General features: G+C 63.9%; 22 protein-coding genes. 3 read left to right on the top strand and 19 right to left on the bottom strand.

The features are described 5' to 3' along the window. Positions 1-109: 109 nt before the first annotated feature. The gene (locus MOV80_RS21235; RefSeq protein WP_019103654.1) at positions 110-466 is read left to right on the top strand and encodes a 50S ribosome-binding protein YggL; all 357 of its coding nucleotides are present in this window, start codon (positions 110-112) and stop codon (positions 464-466) included. An 81-nt stretch (positions 467-547) separates the two neighbouring features. Here the strand turns inward: MOV80_RS21235 and MOV80_RS21230 are convergent, their stop codons facing one another. The 5 genes from MOV80_RS21230 to MOV80_RS21210 all read right to left on the bottom strand — a co-directional run bounded on the left by MOV80_RS21230 (position 548) and on the right by MOV80_RS21210 (position 4,523). Further along, on the bottom strand, positions 548-1,147 hold the full coding sequence (locus MOV80_RS21230; RefSeq protein ID WP_019103655.1) for a YdcF family protein: 600 nt from the start codon (positions 1,145-1,147) through the stop codon (positions 548-550). 77 nt (positions 1,148-1,224) lie between these two features. After that, on the bottom strand, positions 1,225-1,464 hold the full coding sequence (locus MOV80_RS21225) for a DUF2164 domain-containing protein (RefSeq protein WP_019103656.1): 240 nt from the start codon (positions 1,462-1,464) through the stop codon (positions 1,225-1,227). Between the two features lie 79 nt (positions 1,465-1,543). Further along, the gene (locus MOV80_RS21220; protein ID WP_019103657.1) at positions 1,544-1,900 is read right to left on the bottom strand and encodes a hypothetical protein; all 357 of its coding nucleotides are present in this window, start codon (positions 1,898-1,900) and stop codon (positions 1,544-1,546) included. A 153-nt stretch (positions 1,901-2,053) separates the two neighbouring features. Further along, a complete protein-coding gene (aspA, locus tag MOV80_RS21215; protein ID WP_019103658.1) occupies positions 2,054-3,457 on the bottom strand; it encodes an aspartate ammonia-lyase in 1,404 nt (467 codons plus the stop codon). A 157-nt stretch (positions 3,458-3,614) separates the two neighbouring features. Then, entirely contained in the window at positions 3,615-4,523 is a 909-nt protein-coding gene (locus MOV80_RS21210; protein WP_019103659.1) for a LysR substrate-binding domain-containing protein, read from the bottom strand. A 132-nt stretch (positions 4,524-4,655) separates the two neighbouring features. On the opposite strand from MOV80_RS21210, the gene MOV80_RS21205 reads away from it, so the two are divergent. Both MOV80_RS21205 and MOV80_RS21200 read left to right on the top strand, forming a co-directional pair. Next, the gene (locus MOV80_RS21205) at positions 4,656-5,807 is read left to right on the top strand and encodes a GGDEF domain-containing protein (protein ID WP_043594548.1); all 1,152 of its coding nucleotides are present in this window, start codon (positions 4,656-4,658) and stop codon (positions 5,805-5,807) included. A gap of 21 nt (positions 5,808-5,828) precedes the next feature. Next, on the top strand, positions 5,829-6,410 hold the full coding sequence (locus tag MOV80_RS21200; protein WP_249605461.1) for a hypothetical protein: 582 nt from the start codon (positions 5,829-5,831) through the stop codon (positions 6,408-6,410). Between the two features lie 10 nt (positions 6,411-6,420). On the opposite strand, the gene MOV80_RS21195 is transcribed toward MOV80_RS21200, so the two are convergent. The 14 genes from MOV80_RS21195 to MOV80_RS21130 form a co-directional block, all read right to left on the bottom strand. Then, positions 6,421-8,310: a nucleoside-diphosphate sugar epimerase/dehydratase gene (locus tag MOV80_RS21195; protein ID WP_107732917.1), complete on the bottom strand. Its 1,890-nt coding sequence runs from the start codon at positions 8,308-8,310 to the stop codon at positions 6,421-6,423. Positions 8,311-8,312: 2 nt separating this feature from the next. Further along, positions 8,313-8,780 carry a GNAT family N-acetyltransferase gene (locus MOV80_RS21190; RefSeq protein ID WP_161523133.1) on the bottom strand — a complete coding sequence of 156 codons (468 nt, stop codon included), beginning with the start codon at positions 8,778-8,780 and terminating at the stop codon, positions 8,313-8,315. Then, a complete protein-coding gene (locus MOV80_RS21185; RefSeq protein ID WP_019103664.1) occupies positions 8,777-9,442 on the bottom strand; it encodes a sugar transferase in 666 nt (221 codons plus the stop codon). Before MOV80_RS21185 ends, MOV80_RS21190 begins: the two co-directional genes overlap by 4 nt. Continuing rightward, positions 9,439-10,602: a DegT/DnrJ/EryC1/StrS family aminotransferase gene (locus MOV80_RS21180; protein WP_161523132.1), complete on the bottom strand. Its 1,164-nt coding sequence runs from the start codon at positions 10,600-10,602 to the stop codon at positions 9,439-9,441. Before MOV80_RS21180 ends, MOV80_RS21185 begins: the two co-directional genes overlap by 4 nt. 76 nt (positions 10,603-10,678) lie before the next feature. Further along, entirely contained in the window at positions 10,679-11,488 is an 810-nt protein-coding gene (locus MOV80_RS21175; RefSeq protein ID WP_081576315.1) for a hypothetical protein, read from the bottom strand. Between the two features lie 70 nt (positions 11,489-11,558). Further along, on the bottom strand, positions 11,559-12,788 hold the full coding sequence (locus MOV80_RS21170; RefSeq protein ID WP_043594542.1) for a glycosyltransferase family 4 protein: 1,230 nt from the start codon (positions 12,786-12,788) through the stop codon (positions 11,559-11,561). Between the two features lie 3 nt (positions 12,789-12,791). Beyond that, positions 12,792-13,886 (bottom strand): glycosyltransferase family 4 protein, encoded by a 1,095-nt coding sequence (locus MOV80_RS21165; protein WP_043594540.1) that lies wholly within the window; start codon positions 13,884-13,886, stop codon positions 12,792-12,794. A gap of 58 nt (positions 13,887-13,944) precedes the next feature. Further along, positions 13,945-15,039 carry a glycosyltransferase family 4 protein gene (locus MOV80_RS21160; protein ID WP_249605460.1) on the bottom strand — a complete coding sequence of 365 codons (1,095 nt, stop codon included), beginning with the start codon at positions 15,037-15,039 and terminating at the stop codon, positions 13,945-13,947. Next, the gene (locus tag MOV80_RS21155) at positions 15,032-15,613 is read right to left on the bottom strand and encodes an acyltransferase (protein WP_043594537.1); all 582 of its coding nucleotides are present in this window, start codon (positions 15,611-15,613) and stop codon (positions 15,032-15,034) included. Before MOV80_RS21155 ends, MOV80_RS21160 begins: the two co-directional genes overlap by 8 nt. Next, on the bottom strand, positions 15,610-16,878 hold the full coding sequence (locus MOV80_RS21150) for a lipopolysaccharide biosynthesis protein (protein WP_019102708.1): 1,269 nt from the start codon (positions 16,876-16,878) through the stop codon (positions 15,610-15,612). Before MOV80_RS21150 ends, MOV80_RS21155 begins: the two co-directional genes overlap by 4 nt. Positions 16,879-16,882: 4 nt before the next feature. Continuing rightward, a complete protein-coding gene (locus tag MOV80_RS21145; protein ID WP_019102707.1) occupies positions 16,883-17,980 on the bottom strand; it encodes a DegT/DnrJ/EryC1/StrS family aminotransferase in 1,098 nt (365 codons plus the stop codon). A 103-nt stretch (positions 17,981-18,083) separates the two neighbouring features. Next, a complete protein-coding gene (locus MOV80_RS21140) occupies positions 18,084-18,662 on the bottom strand; it encodes an acyltransferase (protein ID WP_118266483.1) in 579 nt (192 codons plus the stop codon). After that, a complete protein-coding gene (locus MOV80_RS21135; RefSeq protein ID WP_019102705.1) occupies positions 18,659-18,925 on the bottom strand; it encodes a hypothetical protein in 267 nt (88 codons plus the stop codon). The genes MOV80_RS21140 and MOV80_RS21135 overlap by 4 nt, the downstream gene beginning before the upstream one ends. 9 nt (positions 18,926-18,934) lie before the next feature. After that, positions 18,935-19,999: a Gfo/Idh/MocA family oxidoreductase gene (locus tag MOV80_RS21130; RefSeq protein ID WP_019102704.1), complete on the bottom strand. Its 1,065-nt coding sequence runs from the start codon at positions 19,997-19,999 to the stop codon at positions 18,935-18,937. Positions 20,000-20,001 lie beyond the last annotated feature (2 nt).

The raw sequence follows: 20,001 nt of genomic DNA, 5'->3' as shown, positions 1-20,001 counted from the left end.
TTTTATATGATATTTGTTTAGTTAGAGTGACAGAAACCTACGCACAGCCGGCGCAGCGCAAAGCCGGCAAGCCTGCTATCATCGCCGGGTCTTTGAATAAGGAGCAGTCATGTCCCTGCGCAACCCCAACTCCCCCCACCGCCTGAGCCGTCTGAAATCCCGCCAACGCAAGAAAATGCGCGTAGGCGAATTCCGCGAGCTGGGCTTCCATCTGATCGCCCTGCTGCACGACGGCGCGGACTCCGAGGCGCTGCTGGACGCCTGGCTGATCAAGGTGGACGAGGCCGGCATCAGCTTCGGCGGCCATTTCGACGGCGCCGGCAAGCTGGAAGGCGTGGCCTTCCCGGTGGGCGAGGTCAAGATCAGCGACGAGCTGCGCCTGCAACTGCTGTCCTGGCTGCAAGCGCGCGCCGAAGTGAAATCTGTGGAAGGCGGAGAATTGATCGATCTGTGGCACAACCACTGATCCACCCCGCCCAACGTGAAAAAACCGGCTTATCGCCGGTTTTTTTTATGCCGCGTCCAATGGAGCATCTATCCAACAAGGTCAGGACAGCTTACGGAACACCCGGTAGCCGATATAAAGCCATGTTTCCCTGGCCAGGAAGCGGGACCAGCTGGACAGGGTGCGGTAGCGGCTGGATTGAGTGGGCGCGGGATAGGCGGTCAGGCCAATGTCGGTGGCCATCAGCACCGAGCGGCGCATATGCAGCGGATCGCTGACCAAGAGGAAGGAACGGATGCCGAACTGGCTGCTCAACTCGCGCGCGTTCTCCAGGTTTTGCCAAGTGGTGCGCGACTGGTTTTCCGCCAGCATCGCCGTCATCGGCACGCCCTGCTTGGCGGCAAAGTCGCGGCCCACATCGGCTTCCGATGGATATCCCGGCTCCGGCGTCCCGCCGGTGAACACGATCCAGCGCACCTTGCCGGATTTATACAGTTTGACCGCGTGGTTGATGCGCTCGCGGAACACCGGTGATGGGCGCTTGCCCCAGGCCGCCGCCCCCAACACCAGCGCCGCGTCGGCTTGCGGTTCATTTGCGCTGCCGCCGAAATCGACAATGCTCCAGGCTACGTAGCTAAAGCCCAGCACCACCAGCAAAATCGCCAGCACAAAGCCTTTCAACATCAAACGCAAGTAGAGCATGGGTACCGCAAGAGAGGGGTGGAACGCCGATTGTACCCGCAAACCGTAGGCAAGCGGCAAGGCCGCGCGCGCTGCGTCTACTTCTCCAATTCCCAAATCGCCGCCTGCAAGGACTCCATCCGCGCGGTGAGCGCCAGTTGCGCATCGTCCAACGCCTTGTTGTAAATGTCTCTGCCGATTTTATCCGCAACAAAGTCCAGCAGAAATTGCGCGTCGAACTGCCCCAGCTCGATGCCGAACTGATCTTGCGCATACTGTTGCAATTGAGGAGCCAGCGCTTGCAGCTGAGCGGGGGTCAACATCGAATGATTGGCCATGGCGTACCGCCCTGTGCGATTGAAAGCCGCGATTATGGCGGCTAATCGCCGATGCTGGAAGCGCTTTCCCCGCCCACGGCTAAGCGGACAGCGTCCGCCCCCATCGCAGCAGGCCCGCCCGCCACTGCCGCTGGCCGTCCAATTGCCAGGCCAGCAGCAGGTCGCCGGTCTCGCTGCGCCACAGCGGATGCGCCCACATCTCGCTGAGCAAGGCCTCCGCGGCCTGGCTGTCGTCGAAACACAGCGTCAGCCAATCCGCCCCCGCGCGCGTCAGTACGCGGCGCAGCTTATCCGGCCACGGCGCTCTGCCGCGCCACACCGCGGCGCCGTGAAAACAGCCTGAGCGCAGCCATTGCCGCCTGACACGCCACTGTTCGGCGCTCAGCGCGCACAGGCCGCGAGGAAACTCCAAGCTCCACCATAGCGCAGCTTGCATATTTCGCCCTTTCGATTGTGCGGTGCACAATTTTTTATACCCGCATTCCGCTCCCGCCGCAAGCGCCGCCGGCGCCGATAAAAAAACAGGCCGCGAAAGGCGGCCTGATCAAGTTGAAACGCTCACAACGATAAGTCATACAAGGGAAATCAATTACACGGTCACCCAGCGCGGCCGGGTCAGCTCTTCCGGCTTCAGCAGCAAATCCAGCTGCTCGCGGCTCAGCAGGCCTTGTTCCAGCACAATGTCTGCCACGCTGCCGCCAGTGGCGTGCGCCTGGGCCGCCACATTAGTGGCCGCGGCGTAGCCGATGATGGGGTTGAGCGCGGTCACCAGACCAATGGAGTTCTCCACGCTGGCGTGCAGGCGTTCGCGATTCGCGGTAATGCCTTTGACGCAGTTATCGGTCAGCGTGGCGCAGGCGGCGGCCAGATGGCCCATGCTGCGGAACAGACTGTAGGCGATCACCGGCTCGAAAGCGTTGAGTTGCAACTGCCCGGCCTCCGCCGCCATGGTGATGGTGACATCGTTGCCTATCACCTCGTAGGCCACTTGGCTCACCACTTCCGGAATCACAGGATTCACCTTGCCCGGCATGATGGACGAACCGGCCTGCCGCGCCGGCAGGTTGATCTCGCCGAAGCCGGCGCGCGGGCCGGACGACAGCAGACGCAAGTCGTTGCAGGTCTTGGACAGTTTGACCGCGATGCGCTTGAGCACGCCGGACAGCTGCACAAAGGCGCCGCAGTCCTGAGTGGCTTCGATCAGATTGGGCGCGGTCAGCAAGGTGTGGCCGCTCAGCTCGGACAAATGCAGGCAAGCCAGACGCGCGTAATCCGGGTGCGCGGTAATGCCGGTACCGATGGCGGTGGCGCCCAGATTGTTCTCCAGCATCAGCGCGCTGGCTTCCATTAAACGCTGCTCGTCCTCTTGCAGCATCACCGCGTAGGTCATGAACTCCTGGCCCAGCGTCATCGGCACCGCGTCCTGCAGTTGGGTGCGCCCCATCTTCAGGTAGTCCTTGAACTCGTCGGCCTTGACGGCGAAGGCCTCGCGCAACGCCGCCATCCGGGTCAGCAGCTTGTTGGCGCCCCAGAACGCCGCCAGCCGCAAGGCGGTCGGGTAAACATCGTTGGTGCTCTGACACAGGTTGACATGCTCGTTGGGATGCAGATGCTGATACTCGCCCTTGGCGTGCCCCATCAGTTCCAAGGCGCGGTTGGCGATCACCTCATTGGCGTTCATATTGGTTGAGGTGCCTGCCCCGCCCTGGATCGCATCCACCACAAACTGCTCATGCCAGCGGCCGGCGCGGATTTCCTCGCAAGCGGCGATGATGGCCTGGGCGATGGGCGCCGGCAGCAGCCCCAGATCGCGGTTGGCCTGGGCAGCGGCCTGCTTGATGCAGGCCAAGGCGCGGATCAGGTCGCCGTAGCCGGCGATGGTCTGGCCGGTGATGGGAAAGTTTTCGACTGCGCGCAAGGTGTGCACGCCCCAGTAGACATCGGCGGGCACTTCACGATCGCCTAACAGATCATGTTCTATGCGAGTCGTCATGGATGCTTCTCCTGATACGGATGGCGCCACGCGCTCGCGTGGCTTGAAGCTGCGCACTTTATGCCATGCCGCGACGGCTGGCCAATTCGAAATGCCGATGGGGTCATGCAGGAAACGCATAACCTTGCCGGCGGCCGAACCGGCCAGACTCCCCTTCTCAACAAGCCTGGTATTGGCGCGTCAGGTAATGCCAAAACGCCTGCAAAGCCGGGCGCTGACGCTTCTGATCCACGTAAAGGCGAATTTCCATCTCCACCTGCCAGGACTCGTCGCCGGCGGCCGCCAACAAACCCTCCTGCGTCTCCCTGCGCGCAGAGCTTTCCGGCAAGAAAGCCAGGCCATGCCCTTCCAGCACCATGTGCTTGAGGCCTTCCGCCATATCGGTTTCATAGCGCAGCGCCAGCTTGGCTGGCTGTGGAGCGGACTCCAGGATCAGATCGCTCATCAGCCGGAAATAGGCGTTGCTGGCATAGCCTAGAAAGGGCAACGGCTGCTGCGCGCTGCCGGGCAGCGGATAGCGCGGCCGACCGGCGTCTGCGATCGAGAACGGCCTCAGCCGCTCAACGCCCAGCTTTAGTCCCTGATAGCGGGCGTCGGTCAACTCCACCGGCTGCTTGGGGTGGTGGTAGCACATCAATAGGTCGCTGCCGCCTTCCACGAAAGCCAGCAGCGCGTCGTGCACATTGCTGGCCTGCAGCCTACAGGGCAAGGCGCCGTAACCGCTCTGCGCCTGAGACAGCCATTTGGGGAAGAAGGAGAAGGACAGCGTGTGCGGCACCGCGAACTCCAGCGTGCCGTCAGCCAGGGGCTGCAAACCGCGCAGCAGGGCGCGGCTGGTGTTGAGCTGGGACAGCATGGCCACCGCCTGTTCGCGAAACAGCGCGCCGGCCTCGGTCAAACGCGTAGGATAAGTGGTGCGGTCGATCAGGTCGGCTCCAAGCCAGCTCTCCAGCGACTTGATCCGCCGCGAGAACGCCGGTTGGGTCAGATGGCGCAGTTCCGCCGCGCGGGTAAAGCTGCCGGTTTCCGCCAGCACCAGGAAGTCTTCAAGCCACCGGGTTTCCATCGCGCTGTTCCGCTAGGTTGATCAGGAGTTGCGATAGTAGCGCAAACGCAGCGCAAGCCGGCGACTTTGACCTGCTGCAAACCCAAAGTCATAAACCGGGGTAGAATAACGCAACTATCTGGCACCATCCGCATGCATATTACTCACTTCATCTGGCAAAAGCTGCTGGGCCTGGCGCCCGGCGAGATCCAGAGCGGCGACACGCTCTGGCTGCTGAGCCCTCGCCAGCACATGCCCTTGCTGACCCAGCGACGCGCACTGATGCTGGTCAACCGCTGCCGGCTGTTTGCCATCCTGTTCTCCGCGCTCACCCCGGCTTGGGCGGTGATCGACTTGCTGACCCTGCCCTATCCGCTGTCGCTGCAGCTGGCGGCGCTGCGCTTGCTGGTCTCCGCCGCCTTCGTCGCACTGGCGGTTTGGCAGCCGATGGACGGCCGCCTGCCTGCGGCCTATCGCGGCATCGCGCTCTTGTTCGCCATCCCCACCCTGTTTTACATCGCCTCGCACTTGCTGCTGCGCCGTTATCATCTGGAGGGCTTGTCCGCCGCCATCGGCGCCGGCTACGCCTTCCTCCCCTTCGTGCTGCTGGCCGGGCTGGCGATCTTTCCGCTGACGCTGCTGGAGAGCCTGGCTTTCGCCAGCCCGGCCTTGCTCGGCTTCGTGCTGACCAGCCTGCTGGACCTGAACGGCGACAACCTGCCCGGCTTCGGCGGCGAATTCTGGTTGTTGTCTCTGCTGGCCGGCGTCTCCGCCATTGCCAGCGTCAGCCAATTGGCCTTCATCATCGTGTTGGTCCACCAGGCGATACGCGACCCGCTGACCGGAGTCTTCTCGCGCCGCAGCGGCGAGGAGATGCTGGGCTTGCTGGAATTGCAAGCTCAACGCAGCCGGCAGCCGCTGAGCCTGGCCTTTATCGATCTGGATCACTTCAAGGCGATCAACGACCACTACGGCCACCTGGCCGGCGATCAGGTCTTGCGCCATTTCGCCGAGCTGATGGAAGGAAGGCTGCGACGCAGCGACGTGCTGGTGCGTTGGGGCGGCGAAGAGTTCGTGCTGCTGATGCCCGGCGCGCAACTGGCCCACGCGGCCCAGGTCATCGCCCGGCTGCGCGCCCAGGGCCTGGGCGAGCGGCCTGAAGGCCTGCCGCTGACCGCCAGCATCGGCGTGGCGGAGCTGTTTCAAGACAGCTGCGCCGACTGGCACGCGCTGGTGGACCTGGCCGATACCCGCATGTACCGCGCGAAGCAAGCCGGCCGCAACCAGGTCGTGATCTCCGACTGAGGCTTTACCCACCCGGCGAGTTTGCTTATCGTTGACGGCATGACCGTTCTTACCGCCTCGTCCCGTCCCCGCCCTCGCGGCGTCGCCGCCGCGCTGCTGCTCAGCCTGTTGGCCCATGGCGCGCTGCTGTGGCTGGCCAAGCCCGGCAGCGGCCCGAACGCCGATGCGGCCCCGCCGCTACGAATACAACTGAATCCGCCAGCTCCAGCCATTGTTCCACCCCCGGCGCGCGCCGTCGGGTCCGAGTCCCCTTCCCGAAAACCTGCTGTGGCGCCGAGGCATCCGCCGGCCGCGGCGCGGATACACGCTCCCGTCCCCGGCGAGGGTCGCAATCAAGGCAGGCTCGAGCGAAACCAAGGCGAAGCTTCGGCCCCGAGCCCGGGCTTAACCTTGGGAGGCCTGCGCCAGCAAGTGCGCGAACAAGCGGCCGCCGCGCCAGAAAAAATCAGCCCGCTGCAGGCCGACCCCGCCAAAACGAAATTGGCCCGCTCTATTGAGCGGGCCGAAAAACCGGACTGCAAGACCCGTTACTCCTCATTTGGCCTGCTGGCGATCCCTATCTTGGCAGTGCAAAGCGCGCGCGAGGACGGCTGCAAATGGTAGGCCGCTAGCCTCACGAAGCCGCGTTCGCCAGCGTCACCCAATCCTGAGTGGCCTTGGCGGCGTGGAACTCGCGTACCGCTTTTTGCAGCAAGGCAAACGCCGCGGGCGCGTCAAGACGCCGGCAAGCCTCGTCCATGTTCGCCAGCACATCCCGCATTTCCGCTTCCGGCAGACAGTATTCCTGAGCGCGCATGATGCGCTCGTGATCCGTGGCCAGCACGTTGTCGCCGATCAACAGCTCCTCGTACAGCTTCTCCCCCGGCCTCAGGCCGGTGATGCGGATCTCGATGTCGCCGCCGGGCCGGCTCGCGTCCTTCAACTCCAGGCCGGACAGATGGACCATGCGCCGCGCCAAGTCGATGATGCGCACCGGCTGCCCCATATCCAGCACGAACACGTCGCCGCCGTCGCCCATCGCGCCGGCCTGTATCACCAGCTGCGCCGCTTCCGGAATCGTCATGAAATAACGGGTGATGTCGGCGTGGGTCAGCGTGATCGGTCCGCCTGCCTTGATCTGGGCGCGGAACAAGGGCACCACCGAGCCGGAGCTGCCCAGCACATTGCCGAAACGCACCATCACGAAGCGGGTGGCGCTGCCGCGCGCGTGCCGGGTCTGCAGCGTCAGCTCCGCCATGCGCTTGGTGGCGCCCATCACATTGGTGGGCCGCACCGCCTTGTCGGTGGAAATCAGCACAAAGGTGTCCACGCCGCAATCCTCGGCCGCGCGCGCGGTGGTGTCGGTGCCAAACACATTGTTGACGATGCCGGCTACGGGATTGTGCTCCACCATCGGCACATGCTTGTAGGCGGCGGCGTGATAGACGGTGTCCACCTTGAAGGCGCGCATCACCTGGACCAGCCGCTGGTAGTCGGTGACCGAGCCCAGGACCGGCGTGCGCTCCGGCGGCGCGGCGACGCGGCCCAGTTCCTGGTCTATCGCGTACAGCGCGTATTCGGACTGCTCGAACAGGATGATGCGCGCCGGCTGGTTCTTGGCGATCTGGCGCACCAGTTCGGAGCCGATGGAGCCGCCGGCGCCGGTGACCATCACCACCTTGCCGCGGATATTGCGCGCCAGCAGTTCCTGCTTGGGCGGCACCGGGTCGCGGCCCAGCAGGTCTTCGATCTCGACCTCTTTCAACTCCTCCACCCGCGCCTCGCCGGACACCAGATCGGCCATGCCCGGCAAACGCTTGATCGGCACTCGCAGCAGTTCCAGGGTTTCCAGTATCTCGCGCTGGCGGCTGCGGCTGACCGAAGGCATCGCCAACAGAATGCACTTGGCCTCCAGATCTTTGACCAACTGCGGCAGATCGCGCGGCGGATGCACCGCCACGCCTCGGAAAGTGCGGCGATGCAGCTCGGGATTGTCGTCGACAAAGGCCATCGGCCGATATTCGCGGCCGGCTTGCAAGGCCAACATCAACTGCACGCCGGCACGACCGGCGCCGTAGATGATCACGTGCTCGCGCGGCGCGTCCACCGCGTCGATGCGACGCACCAGGCCGCGCAGCAGAAAACGGCTGCCGCCGATATAGGCCATGGCGAACACCCAGAAGATGATCACCGAGGTGCGCGGCATCGCCCAGATATGGGCCATCTGCAGCACCGCCTGCAACACCAGCACCGACAAGGTCACCCCGGAGAACACGGTCAGGATGATTTTGTCGTCCAGGTATTTGAGCACCGCGCGGTACAGGCCCAGCTTGATGAAGATGGGAATCGCCCACAGCGGCGGCACGATGAAAATCCACAAATGCGGATTGAGCTTGGGGTCCCAATAACCGCCCAGGCGGAGGAAGACCGCGCTCCACAGCGCCAGCGGCAACAGCAGCGCGTCCATCAGCGCCAGCATCGCCATCTTGTTGTGGCGGGAGAAGGCGAGCAGTTTTTCAAACATGGTCATTCTTTCGCGTCCGGCGGCCGTTGATACAGCGCATCCGGGCAACATTCCTCGTTATCTTGGCCATCGCTCAGGCTTAGCAGCGCAAAGCCATGCGTCTCGTAGAAGCGGCGCGCGCTTAGATTGGCCTGGAACACGAACAGCCGGCAGGCCGGCGCCGGGGGCGACAACAACTGTTGCAGCAACATTCCGCCGACGCCCGCGCCGCGATGCCCGGCGTCGACATATAGCTGATCCAGCCATAGCACATCGTCTTGCAGCGACGCGGCGGCGAAGCCGGCGATATCGCCGTTCCGTTCCGCCAACCATGCTCCGCCGGACGGCAACAGCGTGCCGGCGAACCAGGCCCTCACCTCCGCCTCGGCATGCGCCAGCGGCGCGTAATTCATCTCGCGACGGCAGGCCAGATAAATGTCCGTTAAAGCGACCGCATCGGCGGGTCCGGCCAAGCGGATGGAAACCGTCATCGGCTGACGATCTTCATCAGCGTGGCGACGATGATGCGGACATCTTCAAACAAGCTGTGGCTTTCGGCGTAGCGCACGTAATACGCCAGTTTCTCCGGCAATACCTGCTCAATGTAAGCGCGCTCCGGATCCTCCGCCCGGCCCAGGATTTCGTTCTCGTCTATCATCTTGATCGACGCCCAGTCAGTGATGCCGGGGCGCACCGACAACACGATGTCGCGGACTTCGTCCGGATAGTGGGCGACGTACTTGGGCACCTCGGGCCGCGGGCCGACCAAGCTCATATCGCCGAACAGCACGTCGATCAACTGTGGCAGTTCATCCAGCTTGGTCTTGCGCAACAAGCGGCCGGCGCCGGTGACGCGCGCGTCCGCGCCGACGGTCAGCTGGCCGTGTCGCTCGGTGTCCACCTGCATGGTGCGGAATTTGTGGATACGGAACAATGTGCCGTTCCGCCCCACGCGTACCTGGCGGAAAAACACCGGTCCTGGCGAATCCAGCTTCACCCACAGCGCCACCGCGAGCAGCGGCAGCGCCAGCACAGCCAGACCCAGACCCGCCGCGACGATGTCGAAACCTCGCTTCAGCAGCCGCGAACCGTGGCGGCGCGGACGGCAGCACGGCGGCAGCAAGCCGCCGCGGTCTGAACCACGCTCGCTCATGCGCTCAGAATCTCGCGCACCGCGGCGATGACCCGGGTCTGGTCATCATCCGTCATCCGGGTGTACAGCGGCAAAGTCACTTCGGCCTCGAAGGCGGCGTCGGCCACCGGGAACTGCTCGCGCGTCAGCTGATAGCCATCGCGCCACACCGGCTGGCGATGCAAGGGAATGAAGTGCACCGAGCAACCGATGCCCTTTTCCGCCATCCGAGCGATGAAATCATCACGGCTGACGCCGGCTTCCGGCTTGATACGCACCGGATACAGATGCCAGGCGTGGTTGCTGCCCGCGTCCTTCGGCCGCGCCGGCAGGATCAGCGGCAGATCGGCCAGCTCGCGGTCGAAGCGCCGGGCCATCCCCTCGCGCAACTCCTGGAAGCGGCGGATCTTCTTCAACTGGTGGATACCCATTGCCGCGGCGGTGTCCGGCATATTGTATTTGAAGCCGGGCGCCACCACTTCGTAAAACCAGGCCGGGGTCTTGGACACATAGCGGTCGAAGGCGTCGCGGCTGATGCCGTGCAGACGCATCACTTTGCAACGCGCGATCAAGTCCTTATTCTTGGACACCACCATGCCGCCTTCGCCGGTGGTCATGGTCTTGTTGGCGTAGAAGCTGAACACGGTGACGTCGGAGTCCAAGGTGCCCACCAGCTTGCCCTTGTAATAAGTAGGCAGCGCATGAGCGGCGTCTTCAACAACCTTTAACCCATGCTCGCGGGCAATGGCGATGATCTCGTCCATCTCGCAGGCTAGCCCGGCGAAGTGCACCGGCATGATCGCCTTGGTCTTGGCGGTGATCGCGGCGCGGATCGCATCCGGGCTGATGTTGAAGGTAGCCGCATCCACGTCCACGCATACCGGATGCGCGCCCAGATAGCGCACCACTTCGGCGGTGGCGGTGAAGGTGTAGCTGGGCACGATGACCTCGTCGCCAGGGCCGATGCCTATCGCTTCCAGCGCCAGATGCAGGCCGGCGGTGGCCGAGTTGACGGCGATCGCCTCGACGCCGTCGCCGATGAATTGCGCGAAGTCGGACTCGAACTGCTTGGTCTTGGGACCGGTGGTGACCCAACCGGAACGCAGCGCGTCGACCACTTCGTTGATCTCTTCCTCGCCGATGTCCGGCAAGGCGAACGGCAGGAATTTTTGTTCGCTCATATCATTCTTTCCGCTATCGTAAGCACGGCGGGCCTCGCCTGCCGTCATATGAAATCTTTTAGCCCCGCCCGGCGCCTTAGCGTCGGCAATCTCCAGAATCGCCGTCATACGGCAACACTCGCGGAGCCCCCAAGCGCACGACTTTCAACAAACGCGCCGTGTCGTTCACGTCGCTAGGCATCAAGTCGGCGATATAACGATCCACCTGTACCGTCGCTTTGCCCCTCAGTTCGCAGGTCTGTTTCAGCTTCAGCAAGGGTAAGACATTAAACATGCGTTTGGCCTGGGCGGTATTCTCAAAACAGAACCAACGACTTCTATCATCGCCTCGCTCTCGCGGAATCCGCTTCGCGGACGATTTCGTCGGCGTGAAACAGAATTGATCACCCACCATGTCCATATCGCTTGCGCCACGGGCGTAAGCGTATTCCCCCTCCAGCTGCACCGAGCCGGAATAGAAATATTGGCTACCCTCCACTTTCTGTTTCACCAAACCATCGGCACAAGCCGGAGTCACGCATGCGGCGACCAGCAAGCCTAGATCCTTTTCCACCTTGCCAAAGTACTGCAGCCGCTTCTTGTAGGCGTCGCGTACGCACAAGGCATCCTCACACTTGTTGCGCACCTGCTTCAGCCAGTGCGCTTGCTCTTTGCCGTAAGGATCAAGCCGTTTGCCGGTATCGCCGTCTATGCCTTGAGTCTCACCCTGAATCAAGGTGAAGCGCTTGGCCAGTTCCGAATCCAGCGACGACAGCTCGGCGTCGGCACAGATCATTTTCTCCACCTCCAGCTTGGCGTAAGCGCAGTTGAAGCCGGCAGACTGGGCTGGCAGCGTAACCAAGCCTATGCAGACGGTCACCCCTGCCATCCAGATTTTCTTCATCATATTGTTCTCTTTCTTCTTATCGCCACATCTAGCGGAACGCCCGAAAACAGGCTTCCTGGCTACAGTTCGGTTACCGCGTCACCGCCGCCAGGAAGCGCCGCGCCAGCACCGCGTAATCATGGTGTTCCAGCACATAGGCCTTGCCCGCCGCGCCCATGCGCCCGCGCTCCTCGGCCGGCAGCGCCGCCATCCACCGCGCCGCGTCGGCGATCGCGGCCGGATCCTCGGCGCCCACGCTGATGCCGGCGCCGGCGTCCTTCACCATATCGTTGCCGGCCTCCACCGAATGGATCACCGGCTTGCCGGCCATCAGGTAGTCGAACAGTTTATTGGGGTTGATGCCAAAGCGATAGATCCGCAGTTTGCGCCAGCCTATGAACAAGGCGTCCATTTCAGCGAGGAAGCCCGGGACCGCGCGCTTGGCGATGGCCGGCAGCAACATCACATTGTCCAGCCCCAGTTCGGCGGCGCGTGCCGCCAAGGCCTCCTTGTCCGGGCCGTCGCCGACCAGAACGAAAGTCACCGGCGCGTCCCGCATCAGCGCCGCCGCTTCCAGCAGGTAATCCAACGCATTGGCCAAGCCATGCCCGCCGGCATAGCCGATCAGGAAACGCCCCTGCGCTTTCAGTTCCGCCAGCCGCATCCGGTGCTCGGCCGGCAGCGCCTCAGCCTCTCCCCGCCATTCCCCGACATCGACGCCGTTGGGAATCACCACGTACTTGGCCGGGTCCATGCCGTGCGCCACCATATAGTCCTTGGCGCAGGGCAGCATGGACACCACGGTGTCGGCCTTGCGGTAGCCGAAATCCTCGGCCCACTGCAGCAGACGGATGAAGGGATGCTTGGGCGACATGCCGCCCACCTCCACCGGCGTCAGCGGCCACAGATCATGCACCTCGTACACCAAGCGCGCGCCGGTCTTGGCGGCGATCCAGGCCGCCGGCACCGTATCCAGCGGATAGGTGGACGAAGCGATCACCACGTCCGGCTTCCAGTGTTTCCGATAGCGGCCGGACAAGCCCATTACCCGAGCCAGGAAGCTGAAGATATTGAGCACGCGGCCCACGCCGTTGCCCTCGTAAGGACGCGTGCGGCACCAGGTGTAACGGATGCCGTCGATATCCTCGTCGCGGTATTTGCCGTCCACTTGCGGATGGGTCTGACGCAGATGGGACACATCGGCGGCCAGCATATTGACTTCGTGGCCGGCCTTCACCCATTCCCGCGCCAGATAATAGGGGCGGAATTCCATGCCATGCCGGGGGCTGCCGGCATAGTGGTTGATGTAGAGAATTTTCATGATTTACAAGGTCGCGTACAGCTTGACCAACTTGTCGGCCTCCGCCGCCCAACTGTATTTGTTCAATACCGCCTGCTTGCCGGCTTCGCCCAGCGCGCGCATGCGCGCTTCGTCAGCCATCAGTTCGTTGACGGCGGCGGCGATGGCCGCCGGGTCCTGCGGGTCCACCAGCAGGCCGCAGCCGGCGTCGGCCACGATTTCGCGCCACACCGGAAAATCCGACGCGATCACCGGCATGCCGGCGGCCATGTATTCGAACAACTTGATCGGCAAGGCATCGACATAATTCGGCGTCGGAAACAGCGTCACCAGGCCGATCTTGCTCTTGGCCAGCACCTCGGCCACGCCCTTGCGGTCCAACACGCCCAGGTCATTGACCCGTGCCCAGCCGGGCCGGGCCGACACCCGGGCCTTCAGGTCACTCTCGCTCCACGGCCCGGCCAGGTTCAAGCGCGTCGCGGTATCCGGCAGCGCCTCGACGATGGGTTCGATGCCGCGGATGCGCGAGATGCCGCCGATATAGCACAATTCGTTGCGGCGCTGTTCCCACGGCGTGTCTCGCACCAGTTCTTCCAGGATGGGGAAGTTGCACACATCCAGTGCGCGCGCGCCCAGTTTCTCGAAGCGCTTGCGGATGTGCGGCGTCGAAGTCACCACCGCGTCGAAGCGGCGCGCCGCCCAGTCCTCCAGCGTTTCAAAGCCGCTGGACACCAGGGGCCGCACCGCGCCGGGTATCCAGTGCTTGGCCAGGATTTGGCGCGGCACGTCCTCGTGCACGTCGTAGACCACCTTGATGCCGGCCTGCTTAAGGCGCAGCGCGGCGGGGATCAGCTCCGGGTCGTGAAAGTGGACCACGTCCGGGCGCAGCTTCAGCGCAGCCTGGTAGACGCGCTTGACGGTGCCGGTCATCCGCGCCAGCCGGCCGCCGGATTTGGGGCCCACATCGTGAAAGCGCACGCCGCGGTTGATCTCCTCGCCCTGGCCGTCGGCCACGATCAGCGTCACCTCATGCCCTGCCGCGGCCAGGCTCGCGCACTCCTTGACGAAGATTCGGATGTCGTGACGGGGATGAGCGGAAGTGAGATGGGCAATTTTCATATTAAGCTCTGTTTTGCGGCCGCCCGGCCCGCAACGATCTCGGGCCCGCGGCAAAATCCTAGTTGTCGGAACCCAGCAGTTCCCGGTACAGCCGGGCAAAGCCGGCCATATTCGGCTGATGCAGCCCCTTGTCGGCCACCAGCCGGCGGTTGAGCGCGGCGGCCTCGTCCAGCTTCGCGTCCTCGCCGGCCCATTCCATCGCGCGCAGCAAGGCCTCGTCCAAACGCCCCACGTCCTCGGCGATCACGCCGTTGAGTCCGTCTATCACCCATTCGCCGTTGGCCGGCAGATTGGACAGCAAGGGCAAGCAGCCGTGGCCCATCGCCTCCAGCAGGCTGATGCTGGTGGCGTCCGAGCGCGGCACGCTGACGAAGACTCTGGACTCCGCGTACATCCGCCCCAGCGTCGCGCTGTCGACGAAGCCCGCGAAGTCGACACGTTGCAGCCCCAGCTCGGCGGCCAGGCGCCGCAGCGCTTCGGTTTCGCTGCCGCTGGCGGCCACGGTCAAGCGCCAATCGCCAAAGCGATCGCCGCGTTCCACCCGCTCCCAGGCGCGCAGAATGGCGTCGATGCGGTACAAGGGCTTGTGCAGCCGGCAGGACAGCACTGTCTTGCTCTTGCCCGCGCTGGCCGCCGGCGCCGGCATGGCGTCCATGCCGTAATTGAGCAGGCGGATGCGGCAGTCCTCGCCGGCCAGCTCGCGGATCTTCGCCGCCATGTGCAGGGAGTCCGAGGTGATCGCGTCGGCGGCGGCCAGATTGGCGCGCACCATCGCCCGCATCAGCGGATTGCGGTCAGGCAGCAGCAGCACATCGGAGCCCCAGGCGGTCAGCGCCATCGGCAAATCCAGGCTGGCGGCCGCGCGGCTGCCGTGCCAGGCCACGCTGTTGGCCTGATGGATGTGCAGCAGCTGCGGCCGCGTCTCGCGCAGCCAGGCGCGCAGGCGCGCCACCGTGCCCAAGGCCGCCAGGCGGAAGTCCACGCGCAGGCTGCCGGCCAGCAAGGGCGCCACATCCGCCGGAACCTCGCCGTTGCAGGCCAGGAATAATTGATCCACATGCGGCGCGATGCCGCGCAAAAAACGCCAGGTATGCACCGAGGCGGCCCCCACCACCGCAACGCTGGCGATCTTGCTTCTCACAGGCTCAATCATGCGCCCATGCCTCGTACAAGGGCAGCAATTCCGGATGCTCGTCCAGCCATTTGGCGTCCATCTCGCGGGTATCGCCCACTACCCGCGCCGGGTTGCCGGCCAGGATGGCGAAATCGGGATAGCTGCCGGCCGGCACATAACTGTAAGCCGACACCATGCTGCCCTTGCCCAGCTCCACGCCCGGCATCAGCACCGAGTGCGGGCCTACGAAACTGTACGGGCCCAGCTTGGTGGGCTTTTTCAGATAGCCGACGTGATTGTTGCTCTCCAGGTAGCGGTCGCCGTACAGGCGGATGGCCACATGGCTGGAGTGGGTCAACAGCGAAACATAGTTGGTGATCTGACAACCTTCTCCGATATACAGGCCGCCGGAGGCGTCGATCAGATTGAAATGGCCGATGTAGACATTGTCGTCCACCATCAGCTTGCCGACATGTTCGATGCGGGTCATGTTGGACACCCGGGTGCGTTTGAGGAACACCCCGTCGCCGCGGGTGAATCCATACACCATTCTGGGCTGCACCCACGCCGACAGGCGGAAACGGATGCGGCGGAATAGAGCGTGCCAATTCATCGGGCTGCCTTGTAAAGCCATGAAAAATAAGCCAGGAAGTACGCGGCCATCACCACCGACACCAGTTGGAAGGTGGCCACCGCGTCGTTCCACAGCATGAAACCGGCCCACATCGTGCCCAGAAACAACACAGCCTGCAGCAAGGACCACAGAAAAGCCTGGCGCTGGCGATTGATCACCGGCGGCACCATGCCCAACGGCGAGGCGACGAAGTGGAACAGGATATAGAGCGACATCGCCTCCGCATAACGTCCGGCGGTAGCCCAGTTCTGTCCGAACACCAGCGAGAACAAGGGTTCCCCGGCCAGTTGTATCACCAGAAAGGGCAGCAAGGCCATGCCGCCCAGCGTCAGCATCATCTTGCGCAAAATGGGCCGCAGCGGCTGACGCTGATTGCGGGCGTCGGCCAGCTCGCGATAGGCCACTTGCGCCACCGCCTGGCCGATCAGCGCCGCCGGCAACTTCAACACACGCATCATCAGGCCATAGAAGCCCACGGAGGCGGTGCCCGCCAGCATGGTCAGCGCCACCAAGGTCGCTGAATCCAGCAAGGCGGTGCTCAAGGCGTGCGGCGCGTTGATCTTGGGAAATTCGATATAGGCGCGCGCCACCTCGCGCATACCGGCGCGGCTGAGTTCATGGCGCCAGGCGAAGCGGGCCTTGAGGTCCTGCCAGGTCTGCGCCAACAGGGAGCCGAGCTGACCGGCCAGTTGGCCCAGGATCAGGCCGGCCGCGCCGGCGCCGGCCCAGCCGAGCCCCACCTGGGTGGCGGCCATGCTCAGCGACTGCAGCATGCGGCCGTTGGCGTTGGCCTGGTAGCGGCGATGGCGGTTGTTCCAGTTGGTCCAGGCCTGCATCAAGCCCGCCAGCGCGACGGACAAGGGCAGCAGCAGCAGCCAGGGCTCCAGTTCCGGCGCGCCCAGATGGCGGGCGATATGGGCGTGGCCGTCAAAGGCCACCACCACGGCCACCAGCAGGGACAAGGCCAGCGCGCAGGCGATGGACAGACCCATCAGATTGCCGGCCCGCTTCTCCTCGGCCGGCAGCACGATGGCCATCTCGTAACGGGCGGTGGCCAGCACCGCCAGCGTGGACAGCCAGGAGACGTAGACCGCCTGCACCCCCACCTCGTGCGGGTTGTACAGGCGGGTGATCAACGGCGACACCAGCAGCGGAATCACCTGCGCCACCGCCGCCCCGGTGATCAGGGTGATGATGTGGCGGATGAAGCCGCTCTTGGGCAGGCGGGACAGCAACAAGCCCATGCGCTCAGGCCAGCGCCTGCTTGACCGCGGCGACGACGGCGTCTTGCGTCGCCTCGTCCAGGAAGGGGTGCATAGGCAGGCTCATCACGCGGCGGCCGGCGGCCTCCGACAGCGGGAAGCTGCCTTCCGGCAGGTTCAGGTGAGCGAAAGCCGGCTGCAGATGCAGCGGAATCGGGTAATGCACGGCGGTGGGCACGCCCAACTCCTTCAGCTTGGCCTGCACCGCCTCGCGATCGTCCACCTCGATGGTGTACTGCGCGTAGACATGACTGTTGCCCTCGGCGATCACCGGCACCCGCGCCACCTCGCGCAGCAGCGCGCTGTAACGCGCGCCGATGCGCTCGCGCGCCGCCACTTCGTCGGCGAAGCTAGGCAGCTTGGCCAGCAGCACCGCCGCCTGTATGGTGTCCAGCCGGCCGTTCAGGCCGATGATGGGGTGGTGATAGCGGCGGTCCTGGCCGTGCACGCGAATCTCGCGCATTTTCTTGGCCAGCGCGTCGTCGTTGGTGAAGCAGGCACCGCCGTCGCCGTAGCAGCCCAAGGGCTTGCTGGGGAAGAAGCTGGTGCAGCCTATGGTGGACAGATTGCCGGACTTCTTGCCGTTCTGGCTGGCGCCGAAGCTCTGCGCGCCGTCCTCGATCACCGCGACGCCGTGTTTGGCGGCGATGGCGTTGATAGCGTCGAAATCAGCGCACTGACCGTACAGGCTCACCGGCATGATGGCCCGGGTGCGGGGCGTAATCGCCGCTTCCAACAGCGCCGGGTCCAGGTTGTAGCTGACGGGATCGATGTCGACGAACACCGGCTTGGCCCCCAGCAAGGCGATCATCTCGCCGGTGGCGATGAAGGTGAACGGGGTGGTGATCACTTCGTCGCCGGGACCAATGTCCAAAGCCATCATCGCGATCAGCAGCGCCTTGGTCCCGTCGCAGACGCCGATGGCGTGCTTGGCGCCGGTGTATTCCGCCAGCCCCTGCTCCACCTCCTTCACCTCCGGCCCCATGATGTACTGGCCGTGGTCCAGCACCGCGTGGATGCGGACGTCGATGTCGGCTTTCAGGTGCTGGTACTGCGCTTTCAGATCAATGAACTGGATGGACATAACGGGATCAACCCCAAATCAATTTTTGAAAGATATCGCATCAATAGCGACACGTAGAACAACTGAGCAGCGCCCTGAAGCAAAGCCGCATCAGGAAGGCTTGTCAGTCGTTCTTGAGCGGCGAGCAGTGATTGCCGCCCACCTCGTAATGCTTGCCGCAGGCCGGGCAGCTGTGGGTGCCGATGTCGTTGGCCAGCCTCTCGCCGCAGGAACACATCCAGCCGATGCGTTTGGCCGGCGTGCCCACCATCAGCGCGTAGGCCGGCACATCGCGGGTCACCACCGCCCCGGCGCCGACGAAGGCGTACTCGCCTATGGTGTGGCCGCACACCACGGTGGCGTTGGCCCCGATGGACGCCCCTCGCTTCACCAGGGTGCGGCGGTACTCATTCTTGCGCGCGACATGGCTGCGCGGATTGTTGACATTGGTGAACACCATGGACGGGCCGCAAAACACATCGTCCTCCAGCGTCACCGCATCGTAGATGGACACATTGTTCTGCACCTTGACGTTGTCGCCGATCAGCACGTCGTTGCCCACGAACACGTTCTGGCCGAAGGAACAGCCGGCGCCGATCTGAGCGCCGCCGCAAATATGGACCCAGTGCCAGACGCGGGTGTTCTCACCGATCTGCGCGCCGTCGTCGACGATGGCGCTGGGGTGGATGTGAACCTGGCTCATTTTTGCCGCTCCCATTTGTCCAAAATCTTATCCAGGCGGATTAGTTGTTGTTCGGAGTGCGCCATGGAGTGCTCCTGGCGCTCCAGTAATTTCTCGCTGCGCGACCATTGATCTTCCACGTCGCCGGATTGGACCGCTCGGGCGTCAGACTGGCGTCCTGCCTGCTGATGGCTGTTGAAGGACGAGAACATCAGCATCAAACCGCCGCCGACCAACCAGAACCCCAAGCCCCACAGCACGCCGTCCAGAATCTTCCGCATCATGCCTAGGTCTCAATAATCCAGCGGCAGGCTGACACGGCGGCCGTCGCGCGCGGACAGGTACATCGCGATAAGCAGCTCAAGCGACTTCAACCCTTCGCGGCCGTCCGTCTCCGGCTCGGCTTCGCCGCGCATGGTCTTGATCACATTGTCGTAGTACAAGGGGTGGCCGAAACCGTAAACGCTGGTGGTGGCGTAGCTGGCCTGCTTGATGTCTTCGTCCATCGCATGCGGCTCGGCGAATTCCCAATGCTGGATTTCATTGACCGCCATGCCGCCCACGCGCACCGAGCCCTTCTCGCCCAGGATGGTGATGCTGCCTTCCAGGTTCTTCGGGTAGGTCAGCATGGTCACGTTCATGCTGCCCAGCGCGCCGCTGCGCCATTTGACGCTGACGGTCCCGGTGTCCTCCACCTCGATATTGCGCGCCAGCGTCGCGGTGTAAGCCTGCACGCTTTCCACCGGGCCGATCAGCCAGTCCAGCAGATCCACGTAATGACTGGCCTGGTTCATGAAGGCGCCGCCGTCGAACTCCCAGGTGCCGCGCCAGCCGGCCGCGTCGTAGTACTCCTGCGGACGGGTCCAGAACACATTGACGTTGACCATGTAGATACGGCCAAAGCGCTTCTCCCGCATCGCACGCTTCAAGAGCTGCAAGGTGGCGTTGCGGCGGTTTTGCTTGACCACGAACAGATGCTTGTTGGCGCGGTCGGCGGCCTTGACCATTTCCAGGCCATCTTCCCATCGGGTCGCCATCGGCTTTTCCGTCATCACGTGGAAACCGGCTTCCGAGCAGGCGATGCTCTGGCTCGGATGCAAGCCGGAGGGCGTGGTCAGGATAACGATGTCGGCGTCGGTCTTGCCCAGCATCTCGGCCAGGCTGGCGTGGCCGCGCGCACCGGTGCGCGCCACCGCCGCCGTCAGGGCGGCCGGGTCGATGTCGCAAACGTCGACCAGCTCGGCGCGGTCGGCGTGCTGCTCCAGCGCGCCGAAGTGGTTCTGGGCGATGCGGCCGCAGCCCACCAGCGCGAAGCGGATCTTGCGGTCGGTAATCGGGGGAAGGTGCAATGTTTGCATGG

Origin of the sequence: Chromobacterium sp. IRSSSOUMB001, assembly GCF_023507765.1 — a bacterium.
GTDB classification, from domain to species: Bacteria; Pseudomonadota; Gammaproteobacteria; order Burkholderiales; family Chromobacteriaceae; genus Chromobacterium; species Chromobacterium haemolyticum.
Note: the sequence above shows the minus strand (reverse complement) of the source record. Positions and strands in the feature narration are given on the sequence as shown.